General features: G+C 58.0%; 24 protein-coding genes. 9 read left to right on the top strand and 15 right to left on the bottom strand.

All coding sequences use genetic code 11. The features are described 5' to 3' along the window. Positions 1-9 precede the first annotated feature (9 nt). From FJ145_05620 to FJ145_05605, 4 genes are all read left to right on the top strand, one after another. Entirely contained in the window at positions 10-960 is a 951-nt protein-coding gene (locus FJ145_05620) for an ABC transporter substrate-binding protein (protein ID MBM4260907.1), read from the top strand. Positions 961-980: 20 nt separating this feature from the next. Beyond that, complete coding sequence (locus tag FJ145_05615; GenBank protein ID MBM4260906.1) at positions 981-1,250, top strand: addiction module protein; 270 nt, start codon at positions 981-983, stop codon at positions 1,248-1,250. Positions 1,251-1,337: 87 nt separating this feature from the next. Then, complete coding sequence (locus FJ145_05610; protein MBM4260905.1) at positions 1,338-1,556, top strand: redoxin domain-containing protein; 219 nt, start codon at positions 1,338-1,340, stop codon at positions 1,554-1,556. Positions 1,557-1,583: 27 nt separating this feature from the next. Next, positions 1,584-2,066 (top strand): hypothetical protein, encoded by a 483-nt coding sequence (locus tag FJ145_05605; protein MBM4260904.1) that lies wholly within the window; start codon positions 1,584-1,586, stop codon positions 2,064-2,066. Positions 2,067-2,106: 40 nt separating this feature from the next. On the opposite strand, the gene FJ145_05600 is transcribed toward FJ145_05605, so the two are convergent. Beyond that, entirely contained in the window at positions 2,107-3,189 is a 1,083-nt protein-coding gene (locus FJ145_05600; protein ID MBM4260903.1) for an amidohydrolase, read from the bottom strand. Positions 3,190-3,321: 132 nt separating this feature from the next. Here FJ145_05600 and FJ145_05595 point away from each other — a divergent pair, with 132 nt between their 5' ends. Then, complete coding sequence (locus tag FJ145_05595) at positions 3,322-4,974, top strand: hypothetical protein (protein MBM4260902.1); 1,653 nt, start codon at positions 3,322-3,324, stop codon at positions 4,972-4,974. Positions 4,975-5,115: 141 nt separating this feature from the next. Here FJ145_05595 and FJ145_05590 read toward each other — a convergent pair whose 3' ends face one another. Together FJ145_05590 and FJ145_05585 are read right to left on the bottom strand one after the other, a co-directional pair. After that, entirely contained in the window at positions 5,116-6,126 is a 1,011-nt protein-coding gene (locus FJ145_05590; GenBank protein ID MBM4260901.1) for an ABC transporter substrate-binding protein, read from the bottom strand. 102 nt (positions 6,127-6,228) lie between these two features. Then, positions 6,229-7,239 (bottom strand): hypothetical protein, encoded by a 1,011-nt coding sequence (locus FJ145_05585; GenBank protein ID MBM4260900.1) that lies wholly within the window; start codon positions 7,237-7,239, stop codon positions 6,229-6,231. 124 nt (positions 7,240-7,363) lie between these two features. Between FJ145_05585 and FJ145_05580 the strand changes: the two genes are divergently transcribed. After that, positions 7,364-8,401 (top strand): hypothetical protein, encoded by a 1,038-nt coding sequence (locus FJ145_05580; protein ID MBM4260899.1) that lies wholly within the window; start codon positions 7,364-7,366, stop codon positions 8,399-8,401. A gap of 83 nt (positions 8,402-8,484) precedes the next feature. Here the strand turns inward: FJ145_05580 and FJ145_05575 are convergent, their stop codons facing one another. From FJ145_05575 to FJ145_05550, 6 genes are all read right to left on the bottom strand, one after another. Beyond that, complete coding sequence (locus FJ145_05575) at positions 8,485-9,507, bottom strand: hypothetical protein (protein ID MBM4260898.1); 1,023 nt, start codon at positions 9,505-9,507, stop codon at positions 8,485-8,487. 73 nt (positions 9,508-9,580) lie between these two features. Continuing rightward, complete coding sequence (locus FJ145_05570; GenBank protein ID MBM4260897.1) at positions 9,581-10,186, bottom strand: glutathione S-transferase family protein; 606 nt, start codon at positions 10,184-10,186, stop codon at positions 9,581-9,583. Between the two features lie 47 nt (positions 10,187-10,233). Further along, entirely contained in the window at positions 10,234-10,692 is a 459-nt protein-coding gene (locus tag FJ145_05565; protein MBM4260896.1) for a four helix bundle protein, read from the bottom strand. Between the two features lie 78 nt (positions 10,693-10,770). Next, positions 10,771-11,640 carry an EamA family transporter gene (locus FJ145_05560; GenBank protein MBM4260895.1) on the bottom strand — a complete coding sequence of 290 codons (870 nt, stop codon included), beginning with the start codon at positions 11,638-11,640 and terminating at the stop codon, positions 10,771-10,773. A 44-nt stretch (positions 11,641-11,684) separates the two neighbouring features. Next, positions 11,685-12,248 (bottom strand): methylated-DNA--[protein]-cysteine S-methyltransferase, encoded by a 564-nt coding sequence (locus FJ145_05555; protein ID MBM4260894.1) that lies wholly within the window; start codon positions 12,246-12,248, stop codon positions 11,685-11,687. Positions 12,249-12,326: 78 nt separating this feature from the next. Next, positions 12,327-12,779 (bottom strand): VOC family protein, encoded by a 453-nt coding sequence (locus FJ145_05550; protein ID MBM4260893.1) that lies wholly within the window; start codon positions 12,777-12,779, stop codon positions 12,327-12,329. Positions 12,780-12,857: 78 nt separating this feature from the next. Between FJ145_05550 and FJ145_05545 the strand changes: the two genes are divergently transcribed. Further along, positions 12,858-13,928, top strand: coding sequence for an ABC transporter substrate-binding protein (locus tag FJ145_05545; GenBank protein MBM4260892.1), 1,071 nt, complete (start codon positions 12,858-12,860; stop codon positions 13,926-13,928). A gap of 26 nt (positions 13,929-13,954) precedes the next feature. After that, a complete protein-coding gene (locus tag FJ145_05540; protein MBM4260891.1) occupies positions 13,955-14,992 on the top strand; it encodes a hypothetical protein in 1,038 nt (345 codons plus the stop codon). Position 14,993: 1 nt separating this feature from the next. Here the strand turns inward: FJ145_05540 and FJ145_05535 are convergent, their stop codons facing one another. After that, positions 14,994-15,599, bottom strand: coding sequence for an arginine-tRNA-protein transferase (locus tag FJ145_05535; protein MBM4260890.1), 606 nt, complete (start codon positions 15,597-15,599; stop codon positions 14,994-14,996). Between the two features lie 169 nt (positions 15,600-15,768). Here FJ145_05535 and FJ145_05530 point away from each other — a divergent pair, with 169 nt between their 5' ends. Further along, on the top strand, positions 15,769-16,659 hold the full coding sequence (locus FJ145_05530; GenBank protein MBM4260889.1) for a hypothetical protein: 891 nt from the start codon (positions 15,769-15,771) through the stop codon (positions 16,657-16,659). 63 nt (positions 16,660-16,722) lie between these two features. Here the strand turns inward: FJ145_05530 and FJ145_05525 are convergent, their stop codons facing one another. From FJ145_05525 to FJ145_05505, 5 genes are all read right to left on the bottom strand, one after another. Then, positions 16,723-17,085 (bottom strand): hypothetical protein, encoded by a 363-nt coding sequence (locus tag FJ145_05525; protein ID MBM4260888.1) that lies wholly within the window; start codon positions 17,083-17,085, stop codon positions 16,723-16,725. Further along, positions 17,082-17,957, bottom strand: coding sequence for a sugar nucleotide-binding protein (locus FJ145_05520; GenBank protein ID MBM4260887.1), 876 nt, complete (start codon positions 17,955-17,957; stop codon positions 17,082-17,084). The genes FJ145_05525 and FJ145_05520 overlap by 4 nt, the downstream gene beginning before the upstream one ends. Continuing rightward, complete coding sequence (locus FJ145_05515) at positions 17,957-18,193, bottom strand: hypothetical protein (protein ID MBM4260886.1); 237 nt, start codon at positions 18,191-18,193, stop codon at positions 17,957-17,959. Before FJ145_05515 ends, FJ145_05520 begins: the two co-directional genes overlap by 1 nt. A gap of 3 nt (positions 18,194-18,196) precedes the next feature. Then, the gene (locus tag FJ145_05510; GenBank protein ID MBM4260885.1) at positions 18,197-19,165 is read right to left on the bottom strand and encodes an ABC transporter substrate-binding protein; all 969 of its coding nucleotides are present in this window, start codon (positions 19,163-19,165) and stop codon (positions 18,197-18,199) included. A 115-nt stretch (positions 19,166-19,280) separates the two neighbouring features. Then, positions 19,281-20,690, bottom strand: coding sequence for a UbiD family decarboxylase (locus FJ145_05505; GenBank protein ID MBM4260884.1), 1,410 nt, complete (start codon positions 20,688-20,690; stop codon positions 19,281-19,283). Between the last annotated feature and the right edge of the window lie 30 nt (positions 20,691-20,720).

Raw genomic sequence — 20,720 nt, 5'->3', positions numbered from 1 at the left:
CATTGTCTCATGCGACCCATCTCTGCTTTGTGCTTTTTTATCGCACTGGCGCATAGCGCCGGGCATGTGTGCGCTCAGGAAAAACTCCGCATCGCTCCATCGTCGCCGGGACTGGCGTCCTGGCCCGTTCAGCTAGCGGCCAAAGAGGGCTTCTTCGCCAAGGAAGGCCTAACCGCGGAAATCATCGTCATGCGCACCAACACCGGCATCGCGGCGCTGGTGACCGGCAGTATCGACTTCACCACTGCCGGCGGCTCGGCGCTGCGCGCGGCGGTCAATGGCGCGCCGCTGAAGATGATCCTCAACATCACCAAGAAAGCCGATTTGTGGATCGTCGCGCAGAAAAATATTCAGCGTGTCGAAGATCTGCGCGGCAAGACCATCGGCGTCGGCGGCAACTGGGGCACGCAGTTCTACCAGGTGCTCGAAGCGCTCAAGCCATCCGGTGTCGATAAGGACGTCCAGCTCGTGTCGACCGGCGACGTCGCCAATGGGTTTCTCACCCTCCAGCAAGGCGGCATGGCCGCCGTGGCGCTGACGCCGCCTTACAGCATCCTCGCCAAACGGATGGGCTATCGCGACCTGGTCAAAACCAGCGATGTGATCCCGGTATCCCCCACGACCGGACTTGTGACGACTAAAGAAAAGCTCGAGAAAGAAGCACCCAAAGTACGCCGCGCAATTCGTGCGGTATTCCGCGCCGTGGATTACGCCCGGACAAGGCGTGCGGACATGGTCCAGTTCATTATGCGCCAGTACAAGATGGACAAAGACGTTTCCGAATCGGTATATGATGCGATTATGGAAACGCTCAATCCCACGCTCTGGCTGACTGATCCAGAAGTTCACATCGAGCTCAACCGCATCGCCGAGCAAACCAAAGCAAAGATGGCCATGAAGCCCTCCGAGCTGGTCGATTTCACACTGACGCGGCAGGTGGGGGCGGAGCTGGGGCGGTAGACGGTTGAAGCGAATGGGTTATGGTGCAAAATTGTCGTGAGTGCGTTGAGGTATATAATTCGGCTATGTCAGTTAACTTTCCTCTTAATGACATGACCCAGCAGGAAAAGCTTGCTGCGATGGAATTATTCTGGGAAGAGCTTACTCGCTCTCCGGATTCCTTCGAGTCACCGGAGTGGCACAGAGACGCCCTCGAAGAGCGCCGGCATAAGATCGCAGAGGGAAAGGTCATTTCACCGATTGGGAGACCGCTAAATCAGCGATCCGCGCCGAGGTTCGGTGAGAATTGAGATTCTATAGAAAACAAATTGAGGTATAGCCGGGGTAAATCCGCCTTGGCGAGATGTGTTACTAGCCGTATAGGAGGACCACCGACGATGGCTAAACCGGAGAGCAGAAACATTTCCGATAGCTACAACTACGAAGCGTTTTCCCGTTCTGAGAGCGCCGGTATGTCGGGCGAGTTTAAGGCCGCTTTGCGCGCCGGTGAGGATGCGCCAGATTTTGAGCTGCCTACGGTTGACGGCGAGAAGGTTCGTCTGTCTGCATTCCGGGGCCGAAAACATCTGCTGCTGGAATTTGGCAGTATTACCTGACCGCCGTTTGTGGGCGAGGTCTCGCCCTTGAACAAGCTATATGCGCAATACCGCGAGAGGGGATTTGAATTTTTCACGATCTACGTGCGCGAGCCGCATCCAGGAGAAAACTATGGCGCGCACAGGAGCTGGGAGCAAAAGCTAAAATTTGCCCGCGATTGCCGACAGCAAGACGGTATTGAATCTGTCCTGTTGGTTGACGATCTCGACGGCCCGGTGCATCGGGCCTACGGCTCTTTGCCCAATATGATTTATATCGTCGATAAGCACGGCAAGATCGCCTACAAAGCCATGTGGACAGATCATGCGGAGCTCGCCTCGGTGCTCGCCAATCTCAAATTGGCCGACGAGTTCGAGGCCAAGGGGATGCGCTTGAAGCCTTCCTACACGGAAAAGATCAACTACATTCCAGCCGAATACGCCGGCGGGCTGCGCGACAAAGTCTTCGATCGCGCCGGGCCGCAGGCCTGGGCGGACTACAAAAACGTCTTTGCCGCCAAGTCGAAGTAGGGCGGCTGCGATTCAAGTCGAAGCGTGCAGTGGCGCGCGATTACAAGCTGTACAACTTTGCCGCGTTCTCGCCCATGATCTTGGCCTTCAAGCCGTCGGTCAAATCTTTGCGCTCCATCACTTCACTTACGGTGTGGGGGAATTTGGAGTCGCTATGATTGTAGTCGGTGGCGAAGACGAGGCGCTCGGAGCCGACGAACTCGGCGACATAGGGGAGCATCTTTTCTTCCATCTCGAAGGCGTAGAACATCTGGCCGCTCTTCATGTATTCGCTCGGAGCTTTTTTTAGCCAGGGGACGGTGGGCTGCAAGATTTCGTAATGCTCGTCCAAGCGCTCCATCCAGTAGGGCACCCAGCCGCAGCCAGCTTCCATGAAGGCGAATTTTAGTTTGGGGAAACGTTCTAATAGACCGCCACAGACGACGCACAAGGTCGCGATCATTTGCTCGAACGGATGGGCCATGGCGTGGGTGTAGAGCGGGTGGTCGAAGCGTTCAGTCGCTGCTGGCACGCCGTCGCCGGCGCCGACGTGGATGCACACCGGCACGTTTAACTTTTCGGCTTCGGCAAAGAATGGGTAGAGGTCGGGGTCGTCGAGGTTTTTCTTCGACGCGGAGACCGGCGGTGCGGCGACGGCGACGAATTTTAATTCGGTCACCGCACGGCGCAATTCTTTGGTCGCTTCGACCGGGTCTTGGATCGCCACGGCGGCGACGCCTTTCAAGCGGCGCGGATCGGCGCTGCAATATTTAGCCAGCCAGTTGTTGTAGACGCGGGCGACCGCGCTGGCCAAATCTTTGTCTTCGACGAAGGGCAGGCTCAAGAACGGCGAGGTGCCGAAGAGCACGGCGGTGTCGATGCCTTCCAAGTCCATATCTTTCAAACGCACGACGGGATCGGTCATGCCCGTGGTGGCCTGCGGATGGTGGCTGCGCGGCGCGCCGACGAAGCTGCACGCTTTGCCAACCGGCTTGGGCGTGAGTTTTCCTTCCATCATGACGAAAGTGAAACCGCGGTTGTCTTTGACGGCTTTGGGCGCGCGATCGCGGTAGGGGGCTTCGAGCAAATCCGCCCAGGGAATGTCTCTTTCTAATACGTGGCCGTCGGCGTCGATGATACGCATGAGTCTGCTCCTGTGAAAATAATTAGGTTTCAATCCATAGCAGAAGCAGTCGATTTTGCGAAGCGGAGGAACTCAGCTCGCCTTGACAATTTTTAAGCTAGCAGAATAGGTTCGTTCTAGGAGGCATTCCCTATGAATAAAGTCGCATGCTTGGCCGTATTGAGTGTCCTTTGGGCCGTTCTTGGTGTCGCCGGCGCGCAGGAAAAGACCGGGGATAAATTCAAGGACGCCGCGCCCTGCAATGAATTTGCTCCTGCGGCGAGGCAGGCCCTGGGCCACACCGTCGGCATCGAACTCTGCCACATCGTCTCCGAAGAAACGGTTTTCAACATCAAAGGCCAGAGATTTCGCCGTGTCGAGGTTCGCCTGAGCGGTACCGTGGAAGGCTGGGCGTCGCGCGAGAAGGGATCGCGGGCGGCATATTTCACCGATGGCCCGGAGTTTGTTTTCGTACAATCGGGGCTCAGCGGACCGCGCGCCCGCGGCGTGGCGCGCTACGAGGCAGCGACCAATCATGGTCTAACGATATTTTACCCCGAGGATGCGCGTCACTGGAACGGCAAGCTTTACATCACCGCCCATGGCGCGGGCTCCTACGGCGCGGTGGGACACCTTTTGCCGCGCGACCCCGACGCAAAGTACAACCAGCGGCAAAACGTCAATCGCTATGTGACGCTGATGATCGACAAGGGCTACGCCGTCGCTCACACGATGCGAACTTCGGACCGTTTGCGCGGCGACGCCACGGTGACGCTGGAAGATGGCACGGCGCTCAAGGGGTTTAACCTGAGTTCCCATGCCGGGCTTTTGACTTCCTGGACCCAGCTCGCGCGCAACATGATCGCTCAGCGCGCGGGATCGCGCCCCAGACGGATCTATTTCTACGGCCATTCCGCGGGCGGCTTTTGGGGCCGGCAGGTCAACTACCAGGCCGGGGCCAACGTCGATAGCGATGGGCGGGCGCTCTTCGACGCCTTCTTGCTCGACGACGCCGGCGGCGGTCTGTGGCTGCCAAAGCTCACCGTCGACGGCAAGGATGTTCTTTTCACGACGGACGAAGAGCGCAAGCGCTTCGTCAAACAGATCGATACCACCCATGGGCTGTACCTCGGCGACACCAACGATTTTCTGACCAATAAGCGGGAAAACGCCCGATTGTTGCGGGAAAAAGGTCTTGGCGCGAAGCATCGCGTCTACGAATTTCGCGGCGTGAGCCACTTCGACGCGGGCCAGGTGTCGCGCCCCGACCTGGTCAATCAAACCCTCGACCTCACCGGGCTCTATGACGCATTGATCGATCGGCTCGATGCTTGGGTGGAGCGCGATATCGCACCTCCGCCCAGCAAAGTGGACATGATGGAGTTGGGTGATCTCAACAAAGACGGGGTCAACGAAAACCCAGGTATCGCTTTGCCGGAAGTAGCCTGTCCGCTGGGCGTTTATCACATTTTTCCACGCGACGTTGACCCCGCGAGAAGAGGCGGGCAAGAGACCGAGTTTGCGCGCTTCGACGGCGTCAATCTCGAACCGCTCGATGCCCGCGGGCAATTGGTCGACATGAACGGCAACGGCGTGCGCGACAAGCGCGAGACAGTAGCGCAGGCGTGGCAGCGGCTGGGTTTGTTAAAAGCGGGGCAAAGAATGACCCAGGTGGCTTACGTCAATTGTGTGAAGAATGCAGCATTCAAGCTCGTCCATGAAGGACTGCTGCCGAAAAAGGTCGGCGAATATTACGTCGAGCAGGCCGCCAAGCTGCGCTTTACGAATGGTGGGGCGACGAACTAACGCTCGGGAAGAATTAACCGCAAAAGCGTGGTTCGATAGACTCACCACCCTGAATTGGATCGAAGAGCAAAAGGCGCAAAATAGAAACCGAATGTAGGGGCGCGATTTGTCGCGCCCCTCTTTCTCACGCCTGTTGCCTAGTTACTTCACCTGCCCCGGAAATAGTTTCGACGCGTAGTCGCGGTTCACTTCTCGGATCAGCGTGTTGTCGAAGAAACGTTTGGGGTCGAGATTCGCAGCGCCGGCCACGGTCGATTGTTCGAGGACGAGCTTGATCGCGTCGGCGTCGATGGTCATGTCCTTGTTCCAAACTTTCTTGCCTTCCTGGTAGCTGTCCTCCAAAAGTTTCGGATCGGTGACTTTGGTGTAGTGCGATTCGACCTGCTTTGCCGCTTGGGGATCGTCAATGGCGCGCTTGATGCCGTCGAGATAGCCCATCAAAAAGATTTTTAGCGTGTTGGGATTTTTCTGCACGAAGGATCGTGCAACACCAGTGCCGGGGCCGATGATTTTCAGGCCTTGTTGAAAAAAATCGATGATCACTGGGTAGCCTTTTTGTTTGGCCATCTCGGTCTGCGGCGGCGTGACGATTAAAGCATCGGCGTTGTTGAGCATGAACGTTTGCAGCGCATCGGGCGGTCCCTTGTGGTAGAGCAGCTTGATGTCTTTGCCAACCTCCATGCCGCGTTCCTTGGCAAACTTGCGCATGGCGATCTCGCCGAAGGCGCCGACTGACGTGGTCGCCACTGCTTTGCCTCGCAAGTCTTCGAACTTGGTGATGCCTTTTTGGCCAAAGAGCACGAGTGTGCTCTTGTCGACTGCGGCGCCGATGTAGATCAAGTCGGAGCCGGCGACGTTGGCGTGTATCGTCGCCGTGCCGCCCTGGTAAATGTCCACCGTGCCGGAAAGCAGCGCTTGCGCCGACGCAGTAGCGCTGAGCGTGGTCAAATTTACCTTTAGACCCCGCTTGTCAAAGTAACCGGCGTCAGCGGCGAGCAAAAGCGGCAGGTAGAGCGGCCCGGTGGCGGCGATGGCGACTTCGAGTTTGCTGCGCTCCGGCTTCAATTCGGCAGCTTCGGCGTTGTGCCGCGTTGTCGTCAGGCCGAGACCCAATAAAGTGCTCAATGCAAGCACGCGCAGTTTAAGATTCATGAGTCATTCTCCATGTCCTTGTTCATTGCCCGTAGGGTGCGCCGGGCGCACCGGCCCCGGGTTCGATGATGCGCACGGCGCACCCTAAAAAGATTGTTTCAATTATTTGGGGATTAGCGTTTGGATCAACTTATTTTTTGAAGGCGTTGGAAGTTTGAAAAGATCGTCGACCAGCTTTTTCACTTCTTCGCCGGTCAGTGGATTGATGTCGAGATTGGCTTTCTTTGCCTCGCCGACAAAGTCCGCATCCGTCAACGTCTTGGCGAACGCTGTGCGCAGGATCTGCAGTCGATCACGCGGAATCTTTGGCGTGGTCACGTAGACGCGCACGATCGCCGCCGGATCGATGGCGCCAGCGCGCAGTAAGAGTTTAGCTTCTTCGCTCTTTGCCAGATCGAGTGCCAAGGGCGCGTTGGGCAGCTCGGGAAGTTTTTTCGCCGTAACCTGCAGGACCACATTCATGTCGCCGGATCCGAGGGCTTTGCTCCAAGCGGTTTTTAATGTTTCCCAAGCCCAACAAGCGCCGTGCAACTCGCCCGCGTCGGTGGCGAGGCGGATCTCGTTAGTGCCCTTGTATCCCTCGACAAGCTGCACCGGCAGATTCAGCGCGCTTTGAATAATGCGCGCTACGTCGCTCGTGCTGTTGCCGGGGCTTAGGCCACCGAGCTTGATCGGTGCCTTCGATGCCGCCCATTGTTCGAAGTGGGTGACGCCGCTCGCCTTGCTCACGGCGCAGACCGGGTTGTCCTGCACCGGCACGCCGAGGTATTCCAGCTCGCGCATGTCGATGTCGATTCCCTTCATGCCGAGCACGCGCCCTAAAATCAGCCCGCCGTTAAACATGCCGATCGACAAGCCGTCGGGTTTGGCGCTGCTATGGACATATTTCGCCGCGATGAATGTGCCCGCGCCGGTCATGTTCTCGACGATCAGCGATGGATTGCCGGGAATGTGCTTGCCCATGTGGCGCGCCATGGCGCGGGTGTAGATATCGAAGCCCCCGCCCGGGCTACCGCCGACGATGACGCGGATGACTTTGCCGCGGTAAAAGTCCTGAGCAGACGCAGCAGCAGCGGATAGAAGGATAACTAAGCCTAGCACGAGAAACTTCATCGCAGCTCCTCCGAGTTTTGGTGATTATGTGGTAATGGCTTACTTGTCAACGTCCAATCGCTTGAAATCAGCGGTTGACGAGACATCGGCTCTTGGTTAAGTGGGGTAGCCAAAGGGAGGCGGCATGGAACAGAGACTAACTATCGCAAGCGCTGTGTTTCTGGTTTTGGTCTTGGGTATTCCAAAAGCAATCTTTGCGGCATCGAGCGGCGAGGATTTCTACCGTGGCAAGGTGATTCGCATCGTTGTCGGCTTCTCAGCCGGCGGCGGCTTCGACACCTTCGCGCGCACAGTCGCGCGCTACATGGGCAAGTACATACCAGGCAATCCGTCAATCGTCGTCGACAACATGCCGGGCGCGGGGAGTTTGATCAGCGCCAATCATATTTATCGCGTTGCTAAACCGGACGGGCTCACCATCGGCGCGTTCAATGGCAACCAGATCCTCGGTCAGCTGGTCGGCGCCCAGGGGATCAACTTCGACGCGCGCAAGATGGAGTGGATCGGCGCGCCCGGTTACAACCATGATCTGTGCGTGCTGCACCAGCGCACCGGCATCGCCAACGCCGAGCAGTGGCTCGCGTCGAAGACGCCGCTCAAGCTCGCCGGCAGCGCGCCGGGTTCCACCACCGACGATGTAGCGAAGGTGTTGAAAGAAGCGATCGGTTTGCCGATGCGTCTGGTCACCGGCTACAAGGGCACCGCCGACATGCGCGTGGCCGTCGAGTCGGGTGAGATGGACGGGCTGTGCGGATTTTCTTGGGTTTCGGTGAAGTCGACCTGGCGCCGCGCCGTGGAGTCAGGCCAAGCCGTGATCATGCTTCAGAGCGCGCCGAAAGCCCACGCCGATCTGCCTAAGGTGCCGCTGACGATTAACTTTGCCAGAAGCTCCGAAGCCAAGCAACTGATCGAAGCCGGCGTGCATCAACCCGGCGCGATCACGTATGGTTACTCGCTGCCGCCGAACACACCGAAAGAGCGCGTGCAAGTGCTGCGCCGCGCGCTGGCGCAGGCGGTCAAAGATCCCGACCTGTTGAATGACGCCAACAAAGCCAACCTGGAAATCGCCTCGGCATCCGGCGAAGAGATCGCCAGCGCCATCGAAAGAATGTTCTCCACGCCGGCGCCGGTAGTGGCGAAGTTGAAGGAAACATTAAGATAAAGAGACGTCAGGGGTGAGGTGTAAAGGGTGAAGGTTTCAGATTCGAAACGCCTTACCCCTTACCCTCCATCCCTTACGATCTTCTATTGTTTGGGCGCCAGAATATTCGCCAGCTTGGCGATGGTCTGTGGATTGAGCGCAAACAGGCTGTCGACGGTCTTTTTCACTTCCTCACCGCCCAGAGGATTGACTTCCAGGCCGCCTTTTTTTGCTTCGACGAGGAAGGCGGAATCTTTCAATGTGGCGGCGAAGGCGTTGCGCAAAATCTCGACGCGGGCTTTGGGTGTTTTAGGCGGAATGACGTAGACGCGGGTGATGGCGCTCGGCACGATGCCGCCGGCGCGGATGATCTGTTTGGCGTCTTCGGTTTTAGCCAAGTCGAGGGCGAGCGGCACATGCTGCAAGTCTGGCTGTTTCTTCGGCGGGATCTGCAAGATCGGTGTCACTTCACCTAACTGGAGTGCCTTGGTCCAAGTGGCGCGGATCGACTCCCACGCCCAACAGGCGCCGCCCAGCTCGCCGGCGTCGGCGGCCAGGCGCACATCCGCCGTGCCTTTGTAGCCTTCGACCAATTGAATAGGCAGATTCAACGTCTCCTTGACGATGCGCACGGCGTCGCTGGTGCTGTTGCCCGGCCCGAGGCCGCCCATTTTAACGGGAGTTTTTGCCCCCATCCATTGCTCGACGTTGGTGATGCCGGTCTCCTTGCGCAAAACGCACGCGACGTTGTCCTGCACCGGCACGCCAAGGTATTCGTATTGGCGCGTGTCGAAATCGAAGCGCTTGGGATCGAGCACCTGGTTCAAAATCAGATAGCCGTTGATGATCCCGAAGGTGAGCCCGTCTGGCCGCGCCGCGCTGTGAATATATTTCGCTGCGATCCGCGTTGCCGCGCCAGTCATGTTCTCGACGATGAAGCTGGGGTTGCCGGGGATGTGCTTACCCATGTGGCGCGTCATCGCTCGGGTATAGACATCGAATCCGCCGCCGGCGGTACCGCCGACGATGACGCGGACGGTCTTTCCCTTGTAGAAGTCGTCGGCCAGCAGATGCGAGCCCTGCAGCAGTCCGGCGATTAAGAGGGAGAGCCGCAAACCTTTTCTCATGGGCGAATACCTCCGAACTGCGTGATTATCGGTTCGGTCGAGCCGAGTCAATCACTAGTTTAAGCAGTCCGTTTCAAAGGACGGTTTGCACCGCCGGCCGTTGTTTCATGCGCTCGAACCACGCCGTAAGCTTCGGCAGCGTGTCGCCCGGCAGCGCACCATACTGTGCGATTTTTGGAAAGCGGGGCAGTAGAGCGATGTCCGTGAGGCTATAGTCGCCAAGAAAAAACGGCTGGTCCCCGAGGGCCTGCTCCAGGTATCGCAGCCGGTTGATGACTTCTTTGCGCGTTTCCGCGACAAGTTTCTGATCGCGCTCCGCTTCGTTCTTCATCATCTCGCCGCGCAATGCCCAGTAGGGCTCGTGCATGTAATTCAGGAAATAATCGTTGAGGATTCGTCCACGGGCGCGCAGGTAGGGGTCTTTCGGCTGCAGCGGCGGATTGGGATAGATTTCGTCGAGATACTCGTTGATGATGCACGATTCGAACAGCATCTTGCCATCGATGTCGATAACAGGGATTTTCCCGTACGGGTTGCGCTTAAGATGCTCAGGACTCTTTTGGTCTCTCTTGCTTAGCTTGACCCAAACGCCTTCCCATTTGAGTCCCTTTTCGGCAAGAGCGATTTTGACTCGGTCGCAGTTGGTAGAAGGCACGTCGTGATACAGGATAATGGGCATAAAGCCTCCTATTCCAGATTCCAAATTCCAGATTGAAATGCTTCGGATCAGCGCTCCTTGTGGGGTTTGGCAGGCATGCCAGACGAACGCGTTGATTTGTTTGGTTTTACGACGTTGAGATGTCTTTGGCCAGTGAAACCCGAGCGCTTAAGCTGCTCAATCCAGCCGTGGAGCTGACGAGAGATCGATTCGGTTCGCGTCCGAAGCTCTGCGACTTTGGGTCTGAGTTCCGTAAACTTGTCCCATAATTCTAGAATCCGAAGCATCGAGCGAACTTCGCCGGCGGAGCCGCGGGCGACGTACAAAAAAGCAAGGAGCTCGTTGTTGGTCCCTCGTTCAAATCCTTCAGCGATATTATTGGAGATAGATAAGGCCGCTCGCTCCAATTGATCGCGGAGCCCATAGTGTCGCTGAAACAATGCGTGCTCGGTCAGTTCAGAGACTAAGCGTGCGAGTTCAGCGCTGTCTTTCCAAACCGGCAAATCTTCGAAATGCTTGTAAGTCATCTTGTCGAGTTTTGGTAACTATAGTCTGCGAGGTAATATCAGATAATTTGGAATCTGTAATGTGTAATCTGGAATCACCTAGTGCGCCCTGCGCGCGCTCACCAGCGCCACCGAACCAATGACCAAGGCTGCGGCAAGCAAGACTCGCAACGCGAAAATTTCTTTGCCGAGAAAGTAGCCGAGCAAGATCGCCACTAGCGGATTTACGTAAGAATAGGTCGAGACGAGGGGGATCGGCGCGTTGCGCAGCAGCCAGGCGTAGGAGACAAACGCGATGGGACCAATGACGGTGAGATAGAGCCAGCCCCAGGCAGAACGTGAGGAGACCGCGGCGAGTTGGAACGTGGTCACCTCGCCAATGACAAAAGCGATGAGGAGCAGGGCGGCACCGCCGGTTAGCATCTCCATGGCCGTTATTAGTAGCGGCGAAGGAGGGAGCTTGGCGGTCTTGCCGTAGATCGAACCGCTCGCCCAGAAAATCGAGCCGAGGACGACGACCACGGCGCCGATAAAACTTTTCTCGCTGGTGCCGTCCGCGCTCCAGCCGATCAATAGCAAAGCGCCGAGAAAACCGACCAGAATACCTGTCAATGCTCGGGCACCAGGTTTTTCTCCGCCAGGCCGGAGAAAATCAAACAGCAACATCCACAACGGACAAGTGGCAACCAAAAGTGCGGCGAGACTCGACGGTATATAGCGCGCGGCCCAGACTACCGCGCCGTTGCCGCCGACCAAGAGTAGAATGCCGATCATGGTCGCATTGCGCCATTCGAGCTTGCAAGGAGTCGGATCGCCGGCACATCGCCGCCACAGGTAAAGAACGATGCCCGAGGCGACAAAACGAGCTCCCGCGGATAAAAAGGGCGGTGTGGTTTCCACAGTGAAACGAATGGCGAGATAGGTCGAGCCCCAGATGACATAGACTGCGCTCAGCGCCGTCCAGATCAAGAGCGGCGATGCCGTTTGGTAGGACGAGGCCGGCGCGGTTTGACTCACAAGCGCACGCCCTCATGGCGCAACAGCCAGCGCTTGAGCTCGCGTCCCGAGATGCCGCAATAGCCGCCGAGACCGCCGTTGCTGGCGATGACCCGGTGACAGGGAATAACGATGGGAATCGGATTGCGGCCCAGAGCTTGGCCCACCGGGCGGCTCGATTTAGCACGGTGCATTTCTTGGGCGACGCGCTGATAAGTCCATACTTGGCCAAAGCGGATGCGCGACGTTGCGGCCAAGACCTGGCGTTGAAAGGACGTGAGTTCGGAGAGTTTGAGGGGTAGAGCGAACTTCTTACGTCGGCCGGCGAAATATTCTTCGATCTGCGCCGCCACTTGGGCAGTGGCGGTGCTGTCTCGCTTCAACGTCGAGCGCGAATCTAAATCAGCAACGAAATTGTCTTCGCGCTGTCTGTATACGATGGCGCATAAACCCTTTTCGCTGACGGCGATGAAAAGCCGGCCCAGTGGCGAGCGCATGTGGCTCCAGCGAAGGAGCGGGAGCGGCTCGGGTCGGCGGTGGAGTACCGGGATTTGGGATCGTGCGGCTCGTGCTGTCTTCATTTTCGCGGGTGGGGAATCATAATTCGGACTGCCTGACAAATTACTCAAAACTGTGAGTAAGTTGCTCAACAAATGGAGTTATTCGGGCGCCATGCCTTTTTTCTTCAGCTCTTCGGTGGCGCTGGCTGTCTTCTCGATCTTTGCGACGCCCATGCCGTTCAAGATGTGATCGGCTTTAGTGAATTGGCAGTCGTCGTAGGGGACGATCTCGATGCGGTTGCCCCAGGGGTCGAGGATGTTCAAGCGGTCGTTGATGCTTTTAATGCCGAGCTGTTCCATTCTCCGGCGCACCGCGTCGCGGTCGTCGACGACCAAGCCGAAGTGGCGCTTGGTGTCGGCGATCTGCGTGCGGCCCAAGGTCAATTGAATGAACTGATCACCGAGGTCGATGAACGCGTTGTGTTCGCTCTTGCCGCGCAGCGTGAATTCGAAGAGGTTGCCGTAGAACTCCAGCGCTTTGTTCAAGTCATCGACTTCGAGAACCACGTGATTGATGCCCAGGGCGCGAGCCTTGCCGGTAGGGTCGCTCATTGTAACCTCCTGTAACCAGGGTTATTGATGTGCGCTGCAAGACCAGTCATATCATGAACCGGATGCGGGGAGCGATAAATTGTTCGTGTTGACCCGGTGTATCCGCTGCCCTACGAGTCAAAGGCGACCGTTAAAACGGAGGTAGCTGTGAAGACCAGATTTTTACGAATCTTCGCTTGGGTTGGCGTTGGGATTACCGCCTGGACCGGGCTCTCGCTCGCTGCCGAACGAAAGCCGTCACTGCTGGCCTACATCTCCGACTCGGCCAATGCGTCGCCGGCCTACTGGGTGGCCAAGGAGCGCGGCCTGTTCAAAAAACATGGCCTCGACATCGAGCTGATTTATATTAGCGGCAGCACCCGCGGCGTGCAGAGTTTGATCGCTGGCGATGTCGCCTTCGTCGGAGCAGTGGGCACCTCGGCGCTCTACGGCAAGCTAGCGGGCGGCGATATCGCGATTGTCAACAGCCTCACCAATACGCTGCCCTATTACATTATCGGTAAGCCTGAGATCAAATCGGTGGAGGACTTGCGCGGCCGCTCAGCGGCTATCCACATTCCTGGGACGGCGGCCGACTTTGCTTTGCGCCTCGCTTTGAGACAGCAAAGGTTGTCGCTGAGCGATATCAAAGCAGTGACCGTCGGCGCCGGTTCGGCGCGGGTTACCGCCGTTACCTCAGGTCAACTGGAGTGGACCGTCGGTCAGGAAGCAGAAAGATTGATGGGCGAGAAGGGCGGCCTCAAGGTGATCCTGGACATGGCCAAGTTGAAGATTCCTTTTCAATTGACCTGCACCGTGACCTCGCGCAAACTCATTCGGGAGAATCCTGATATGGTGCAGCGCCTGGTGCGAGCGATGGCGGAGACGGTGCATTATTACAAAAACCATAAAGAGGAAGTGATCAAGGTCTTGCAAAAATATACCAGGGGACAAGACCGGACCGTGCTGGAGAAATCCTACGCAGCGTATCGCGACCTACTCGTCGACGACACCTATCCGACCGTGGAAGGGCTGCGCAATATTCTCGACATCCAGGCGGAGATCGAACCGAAAGCCGCCAAGGCCAAACCGGAGGATATTCTCGACCTGCGTTTTGTCGACGATTTGAAAAAGAGTGGTTTTCTAGCGCAGTTGGGCGTCAAGAGTTAACTGCAACAATTGAACAGGAGATCAAAATGCAGGTGGCAATTGTCATTCGTTCCATGGCGGTTCTTTGCGGCCTGTGGGGCGTGTTAACGAGTCAATGTTTAGCCCAGACGCCGTACTACGCTGGCAAGACGATCACGATTATTCGCGGCGGCGGCGCCGGCGGGTCGGGGGAGTTTCAATCCCGCGCGCTGATGCCGTTTCTGAAAAAATATATTCCGGGGAACCCCAATATCGTCATGGAGTTCATGGACGGCGCGTCGGGGCGCAAGGCGGCCAATTATTTCTACACGGTGAAGCCGGACGGATTGAAGATCGCCTCGGCAGGCAACATGATTCCCGGGCCGATTCTCGGTCTGTCGGGCAGCAACTACGATATCGACAAGTTCATCTATCTCGGCTCGACCGAGACCGGCAATCCCTACGCGTTCTTCTCGCGCAAGAGCGCCAGTATCGATAATCTTGAGAAGCTGCGCGCTGCGCGCGGCCTGCGCGTCGGGGCCCATTCGGTCGGCCACTCGGTCTACATCACCGGGCGCATGTTCGCCCACTTATTAGACCTGAAAGAGCCGCGCTTTGTCGTCGGCTTCAACGATCCCGAGATGGACATAGCGCTCAACAATGGCGAGCTCGACCTGCGCACCAGCGGCAACATCGACAGCGTCTTCAAGGACCTGCGCGATCAGGTGGCGTTTCACGCGACGATCTCCAATCCCAAAGGGCGCTTCGACTCGCGCTTACCAGGCTTGCCCGATCTCGACAGCTTCGCCAAGAACGAGCGCGAGCGCAAAGCCGTAGAGTTGTTTCGCGCCTTTCAGGTGCCACGCTGGCCGCACCATGTCTCGCCGGGAACGGCGCCGGAGTTGGTGAAGATCCTCCGCGACGCCATGGCGCAAAGCTTCAAAGATGCCGCCTTCATTCAAGAGTTCAAAAAACTCATGGGGCGCGAACCGTCGCCGTTAACCGGCGAAGCGGTGCAACAGGTCGTCAAAGACCTGCCGCGCGATGCTGAAGTGATCGCCCTGTACAAGCAATACGCCGAGGGCGGGCCGCTGCCGGCGCGCTAGGCTATTCGCTTGGGCGATAGGGCAGCCAGCCGCGCTCCCAATCGAGGTGCTCCAGACCGGAAAAGTTCTTCTTGTAGTCGTAAGTGAAGGGCTCGCGGTAGGCGTAACCGGGATAGTAGTAGCGGCAGCCGCGCTCCCGCGACAGCTCAATGGAGCGGAGCATCATGAAAATGCCGAGGCTGCGCTGGGTTTCCTTGGGGTCAAAGATGGCGTAGACCGCCGAGGTCGCCTGCTCGCCAATGTCGAGAAAGGTGACCCCGAGCAATTGGCCGGCGCGGTAGAGGCAAAGCTCTAAGTTTGGACAGGGAACTTCTGCGGGGTTGGGCGAGAGGAAATTAAACAACGAGTCGGGAACATTGTCGTTGAAGCGCACTCGATGGTTGGCGAATAGCCGTTCCTTTGCCCGGTCGACGAAGGAGGGGCGCAGGACCACTTCTATGTCGCGGTTCTTTGCCAGCACTCGCTTCTGGCTGCGGCTTAAGCGAAAGCGCTGCACGTCGACGCGCAATGGCAATACCGTGTATAACTTATCGCCGTGCAGCGCGGTGCGGTAGCGGACAAAGATGATGCCGAAGTGGCGCCAGCCGCCGGCCCAGAGGGCGTCCATTTTGCCGGGCGAGGCGCGCAGGCAAAGAAAATGTTCGTCATTATTTGGCGCGGTCATTTTCTGGTTTGTTTTTACCACTGCGTCGACGGGGCAACAAGATGTCGCTTTTCGGGGCGGTGGGAATCTGCTATGGAGCGCGTAAGCTAGCACTAAAGGAAAGGAACTCAGAATGCTCACCCAGGAAAACTTTGCTGCCGTCATCGACCAAGTCATGCACGGTGCCATCGACATGCATGTCCATTTCGGTCCCGACATGCCGCCGACCAACGACCTCGCCGTGGCGCGCCGGTTGGACGGCATCGGCACAGCGCGCCAAGCCAAAGAAGCGGGCATGCGCGCGGTCGTGATGAAGAGCCATCACTGGCCCACGGGGGCGCTGGTGAAAACCATTCAGCCGATGTTTCCCGAGGTCAGTCTGTTTGGCACCGTGGTGCTGAACTATTCCCTCGGCGGTTTGAATCCCTTTGCGGTTGAAGTCGGCGCAAAAATTGGCTGTAAAGTTTTGTTCGCACCGACCTGGAACGCCGAGTACCACGCGTCGGGGCGGCGCAGTGGCGGCTCGGAAGCGCGGCCGCCGGTGGGCTTGCGCGGCCGGCCAGGTCTCGTCATCGTCGATGACAAAGGCAAGCTCTTGCCGGAGATGCACGAGATCCTCGACATCGCCAAAGCCAACGACATGGTCGTGGCGACGGGCCATGTTTCGGTCGAGGAGCATCTGGAGCTGGTCGCCGAAGCCGAGCGCCACGGCATCAAGCGTATCGTCGTCAGCCACGTGCGCGACGACACGCCGCTCGAGCTGCGCCGACGGATGGCGGACCAAGGCGCGGCGATCGAGTTGGTATGGCGTCCAGGACTAAATCCCAAACCGCTGATCGAGTCAGCGCGCGGCGTCGGCGTCGACCGCTGTGCTATGACCGTCGACGGCGGCCAGGCGTTTGGCACTTTGCCCGCCGATACGTTTCGTGCCTTCGTCGGGCAACTGCTGTTTCACGGCATGACTGTCGACGAAGTGAAAACCATGGCGCAGAAGGTGCCGGCGCGAGTGTTAGGACTAGAGTAAGCAATTTTGGATTTTCGATGGTTCGACTTCGCTCTCCACAGGTTTTGGATTTTGGATTGGGGATTACGTGCCGTCGTTGCCGGTTTGGCGCTTTAATCGTTTGCGAACGTAGCCTCCGATGTAGGCTCCGACTAGGTAGAAAACGCAGTAGAAGAACAGCAGGATCGCACCGATAACAAGCAATGGCCCAACGCGCAGGAAAATAAGCTCATAGCCGATTTGGCCGGCGATTGAGCCAAAGTAGTGAGCCCAGAGCGGTCTGGGCTGGAGCAGTCCCGCGATCAATCCGGCAATAAATAGGGCCGCGTAATAGAAAATGCCGGCAACGTCCCACGGCTCGCGCTGGTCGGACAGCCATGGCGTCAGAGCCCAGATAGCCGCACTGGCGAGCGCTGCTAGGACAAACGTTTGCCAAGCCCGGTTCATAGTGCGTCAGCGATCGGATCGGACAGTGTAACTGGGCGCGGACTATCAAGCACGCAGGAGAGAGGATTGTAAAGCTCACCGCGATATCTGCTCGCCAACTCGACTCTGCCAAGATGGGGGGCGCTACGCTCGAAGCGGCTTTCGCGCCGGTAGTGCGCAGATTTGCCGAAGACACTTAGCAAATGGTCGGCTAGCTCGACGCGAGAAATCGCTCGCGTGGCTGCGACATGGCGAACGCCTGTTTCAGCGCTCTCGGCCAATTGCATCACGCGTAGCGCCAAATCATCCGCCCAAACGACTGACCGATATTCGTCGTGCACGATGGTAACCGGCAGGTTCTTGCCGATGCGATAGCGCAGCCAGTCCCAATGACCCGTCCGCCCGTTGGGCGAAGGGCCAATTGTCAAGCCGCCGCGGATCACGAGGGAGCCCGCACGTTGCAAAACCATCTCTTCGGCCTCGACGCGGGTGCGGCCGTAGACGCTGATGGGACAGGGGGCCGATGCTTCATCGTAGACGCCGTCACCGCCAAAAACATGATCCGAAGATACATAGACAAGCTTCGTCTTGTCCGGCAACGCGTCAATCACACGCTTGAGATAAACGATGTTGACCTCGCGCGCCCACTCGGGCGCGACTTCGCAGCGCGGGACATCGCAGACGGCGTGGCACTGCAGCAAAACGTCGGGCTGATGTTTGGCGAAGACCGTTGCCGGCCAGTTAGGATCTTCAAGGTTCAAGACCGGCCACGTGCGGATTGCTTTCGAACGATTGGCCCTCGTGACAAACGGCAGAATGGTCTGGGGAAACAAGTTGGCGATGCTGAAGCCGAGGATCGACGTGGCACCGAAGAGCAGGGTGGAAGGAAACATCAACGGCCGTCAAGGCGAGCAAGGAACGATTTGCCGCGGGCCGTCAGTACCACATCCGCGTCGTGACCATGACCGCCAGACTGTAGCTCGATCAATCCATCGGTGATCGCATCTTCCCAGATCGTCGCGCGCGGACAATGGCTCTGCCAAGCGGCCATTGCTTCGTCGTATGTTCGCCGCCGCGTGGCAACCCAGGAGAGAAACTCGGTCATGAGCAGGTTTTGGGATTCACCCATGGCTTATCTCCCGTACAATTTCTTAATATACCCGCTCTTGTCGAGCTCTTCGACGATACTGCCGTCCATCACGTCTCTAGCTTGGGTGATCTTCGAATTGGCTGTTTTCACCGAATCCATCACGGCCTGCACGCCTTTTACTTCGGGCATCGGCCGCTCGCGCATCGCCGCGGCAACGCGGGGATAACTGAATTCCGGGCTTTTGATGCCTTCGGCGCGCAGCACCGACAGAGCCAGGTCTTTGTTGGTTTTGAAAACGTAAATGCCTTCGATCAAGCCTTCGGCGAATCGCGTGAGCATTTCTCGTTTGGTGCGCAAGAGCGCCGTCGGTGTGGCTTGGCCAAAGCGGGCGTAGTCGATGGGCAGCTCCAGCATATCGACCATGACGCGACAGCAACCGGACTCGGTTACCACCGGGACATCATAGGTGCCGAGCAGTGTGCCATGGATTTGGCCAGCGACCATCGCCGGCACGCGGGTGGTGCCGGTGGCCTGGATGATGCGAAGGTCTTTTTCTGGATCGATATTCTGTTGGCGTAACAGCATGCGAGTCGTTACGTCGGAAGACGAGCCAAAGCGGCTGATGGCAACTTGCTTGCCTTTCAGATCTTCCCAAGTCTTAATGTCGTTGCGCACCACGAAGGCGAACGGAAATCGGTTGACGTAGACGCTGATCAGCTTGCCGTCCAAAGCACCCGCGGAAACGGCATTCAACATCGCCGGCACATCGGAGTCGGCTAAGTCCAAATCGCCGCCCACCATCGCCTGCGCCATGGTCGCGCCGCTGGTGAAATAAATCAGCCGCACATCGAGCCCGCGCTTTTTCCACAATCCCGCGCGCTCGATGGTCTTGTGCAGATTCTTCGCGACTCCCGTGCCGCTGTAGCCAACGCGGACGAGTTGGGCAGGGGAGGAGGTGGCGAAAGCGATCGCCCCCAACAAAGTGAATGCAACAAAGCTAAATTTTCGCATGATTACATTTCTCGTTAGGGGTGAAGCGTAAGCGGTCAGGCGACCGGAATCCGAAACCCCTTACCCCTTACCCCTTACCCCTTACCCCTCACCCTTTACCCTTTACGGTCTTTTCCTATGCAAAGTATTTTCCATATTTCTTTTTAACCTGTTCTTTCATCTCCGGCGTCGATCCCGACACCACCGGATAATCCTTCATCCATTCATAAGGCCGCGTCGCATCGATCACGGCGCGGGTGCTGAAGCCTTTGCGATCTCTGGGGATGACTGGATCGAGCGGGCCGCTCCAGGCGCGGCGAATGAAATCGGTGTCGACTTGCGGATCGGAGCGGGTGCACATGGCCCAGGTCACGTCGTTCAGATCGTACGGGTCGATGTCGTCGTCGACGACGACTATGTAGCGGCCAAGGTAAGCGCCGGCGCCGCATTGTGCGGCGATAAAGCCGGCCTGCTTTGCGTGACCCGGGTAGCGCTGCTTGATCGACACGGCGGTAAAAAATCTTCCCTGAAAGCAGGCAACCCCGCGCACGTCGGGGACGCCGGCTTTTTCCAGATGGTCCCAGATAAACGCCGAGCGGATCAGCGTGTCGTCCGAGCCCGCAGGCGGGCGCGACGAGGGCGCGCCGGTGAGGATCGGGTTGTTGCGGTGCATGAGCCGCTTCACTTTGATGATCGGTTCGGTGCGCTCGCCGCTGGCGTAGTAGCCGGTCCATTCGCCGTAGGGGCCTTCGGGGCGCTGATGGTCGGGCAGACATTCACCTTCGATGGATATCTCTGAGAAGGCGGGAATCGGCAGGCCGGTGTGCTTGCCAAGCACCACGTCGATCGCTTGGCCGCGAATGCCGCCGGCGTAATCATACTCGGATTTGCCCCAGGGCAGGCTGTTCGCCGCAGCGGTTAGCATGAGCGGATCGTCGCCGAAGCTGATCGCCACGGGGCAGGGCCGGCCCTGATCGAAATATTTTTGCCGGATGATGCGGCCTTGCTTGCCGGGCGAGATGTAAAGCGCCAGCGTGTCTTTGTCGTGCACCATGACGCGGTAGCAGCCGATGTTGACCCAGCCTTCGTCCACGTCGCGCGTGATGACTAGATGGGCTGTGCCCATGTAGCGCCCGCCGTCGCCCTCATGCCAGTGCGGCACTGGCAGCGACAGCAGGTCGATATCCTTGCCTTCGCAGACGTTTTCCAGGACTGGTCCGCTGTTGACCACGCGCGGCGGAATATAAGTCGGATTGTTCAAGCGTTGGCGCCAGGCTTGAATAAATTGGTCGCGGCTGTAATCCAGCGGCAAATGCGTCGTCAGGCATTGGCGCTTGAGCGATTGATGATGCACGCCGACGAGCACGCGATGACCGGCGGGATAATCTTTGATCTTGTCGAAGAGAATCGCCGAGTAGGGCGGGTTGCGCGCGTAGACTTCAGCCACCGCGCCCATTTCATATTTCCAGTCACAGCCCTCGACGGTTCTGAGCTCACCGAATTCGTCGACTTTGGCCATCCACTCGCGCACGTCGTTGTATAGCACTTCGCCACCTTTCTTCGATGGGAGTTCCTG

This window comes from Deltaproteobacteria bacterium (genome assembly GCA_016874755.1).
Classification (GTDB): domain Bacteria; phylum Desulfobacterota; class Binatia; order UBA9968; family UBA9968; genus DP-20.
This window is presented reverse-complemented; position numbering and strand designations above follow the sequence as displayed.

What these genes read in the sequence shown, in the direction of transcription:
- FJ145_05555 (MBM4260894.1), bottom strand. Translation starts at nt 12,248, where the DNA reads ATGAAGACAGCACGAGCCGCACGATCCCAAATCCCGGTACTCCACCGC.
- FJ145_05590 (MBM4260901.1), bottom strand. Translation starts at nt 6,126, where the DNA reads ATGAATCTTAAACTGCGCGTGCTTGCATTGAGCACTTTATTGGGTCTC.
- FJ145_05550 (MBM4260893.1), bottom strand. Translation starts at nt 12,779, where the DNA reads ATGAGCGACCCTACCGGCAAGGCTCGCGCCCTGGGCATCAATCACGTG.
- FJ145_05575 (MBM4260898.1), bottom strand. Translation starts at nt 9,507, where the DNA reads ATGAGAAAAGGTTTGCGGCTCTCCCTCTTAATCGCCGGACTGCTGCAG.
- FJ145_05535 (MBM4260890.1), bottom strand. Translation starts at nt 15,599, where the DNA reads ATGGACGCCCTCTGGGCCGGCGGCTGGCGCCACTTCGGCATCATCTTT.
- FJ145_05510 (MBM4260885.1), bottom strand. Translation starts at nt 19,165, where the DNA reads ATGCGAAAATTTAGCTTTGTTGCATTCACTTTGTTGGGGGCGATCGCT.
- FJ145_05585 (MBM4260900.1), bottom strand. Translation starts at nt 7,239, where the DNA reads ATGAAGTTTCTCGTGCTAGGCTTAGTTATCCTTCTATCCGCTGCTGCT.
- FJ145_05530 (MBM4260889.1), top strand. Translation starts at nt 15,769, where the DNA reads ATGCTCACCCAGGAAAACTTTGCTGCCGTCATCGACCAAGTCATGCAC.
- FJ145_05620 (MBM4260907.1), top strand. Translation starts at nt 10, where the DNA reads ATGCGACCCATCTCTGCTTTGTGCTTTTTTATCGCACTGGCGCATAGC.
- FJ145_05520 (MBM4260887.1), bottom strand. Translation starts at nt 17,957, where the DNA reads ATGTTTCCTTCCACCCTGCTCTTCGGTGCCACGTCGATCCTCGGCTTC.
- FJ145_05565 (MBM4260896.1), bottom strand. Translation starts at nt 10,692, where the DNA reads ATGACTTACAAGCATTTCGAAGATTTGCCGGTTTGGAAAGACAGCGCT.
- FJ145_05615 (MBM4260906.1), top strand. Translation starts at nt 981, where the DNA reads ATGGTGCAAAATTGTCGTGAGTGCGTTGAGGTATATAATTCGGCTATG.
- FJ145_05595 (MBM4260902.1), top strand. Translation starts at nt 3,322, where the DNA reads ATGAATAAAGTCGCATGCTTGGCCGTATTGAGTGTCCTTTGGGCCGTT.
- FJ145_05525 (MBM4260888.1), bottom strand. Translation starts at nt 17,085, where the DNA reads ATGAACCGGGCTTGGCAAACGTTTGTCCTAGCAGCGCTCGCCAGTGCG.
- FJ145_05540 (MBM4260891.1), top strand. Translation starts at nt 13,955, where the DNA reads ATGCAGGTGGCAATTGTCATTCGTTCCATGGCGGTTCTTTGCGGCCTG.
- FJ145_05600 (MBM4260903.1), bottom strand. Translation starts at nt 3,189, where the DNA reads ATGCGTATCATCGACGCCGACGGCCACGTATTAGAAAGAGACATTCCC.
- FJ145_05570 (MBM4260897.1), bottom strand. Translation starts at nt 10,186, where the DNA reads ATGCCCATTATCCTGTATCACGACGTGCCTTCTACCAACTGCGACCGA.
- FJ145_05610 (MBM4260905.1), top strand. Translation starts at nt 1,338, where the DNA reads ATGGCTAAACCGGAGAGCAGAAACATTTCCGATAGCTACAACTACGAA.
- FJ145_05580 (MBM4260899.1), top strand. Translation starts at nt 7,364, where the DNA reads ATGGAACAGAGACTAACTATCGCAAGCGCTGTGTTTCTGGTTTTGGTC.
- FJ145_05515 (MBM4260886.1), bottom strand. Translation starts at nt 18,193, where the DNA reads ATGGGTGAATCCCAAAACCTGCTCATGACCGAGTTTCTCTCCTGGGTT.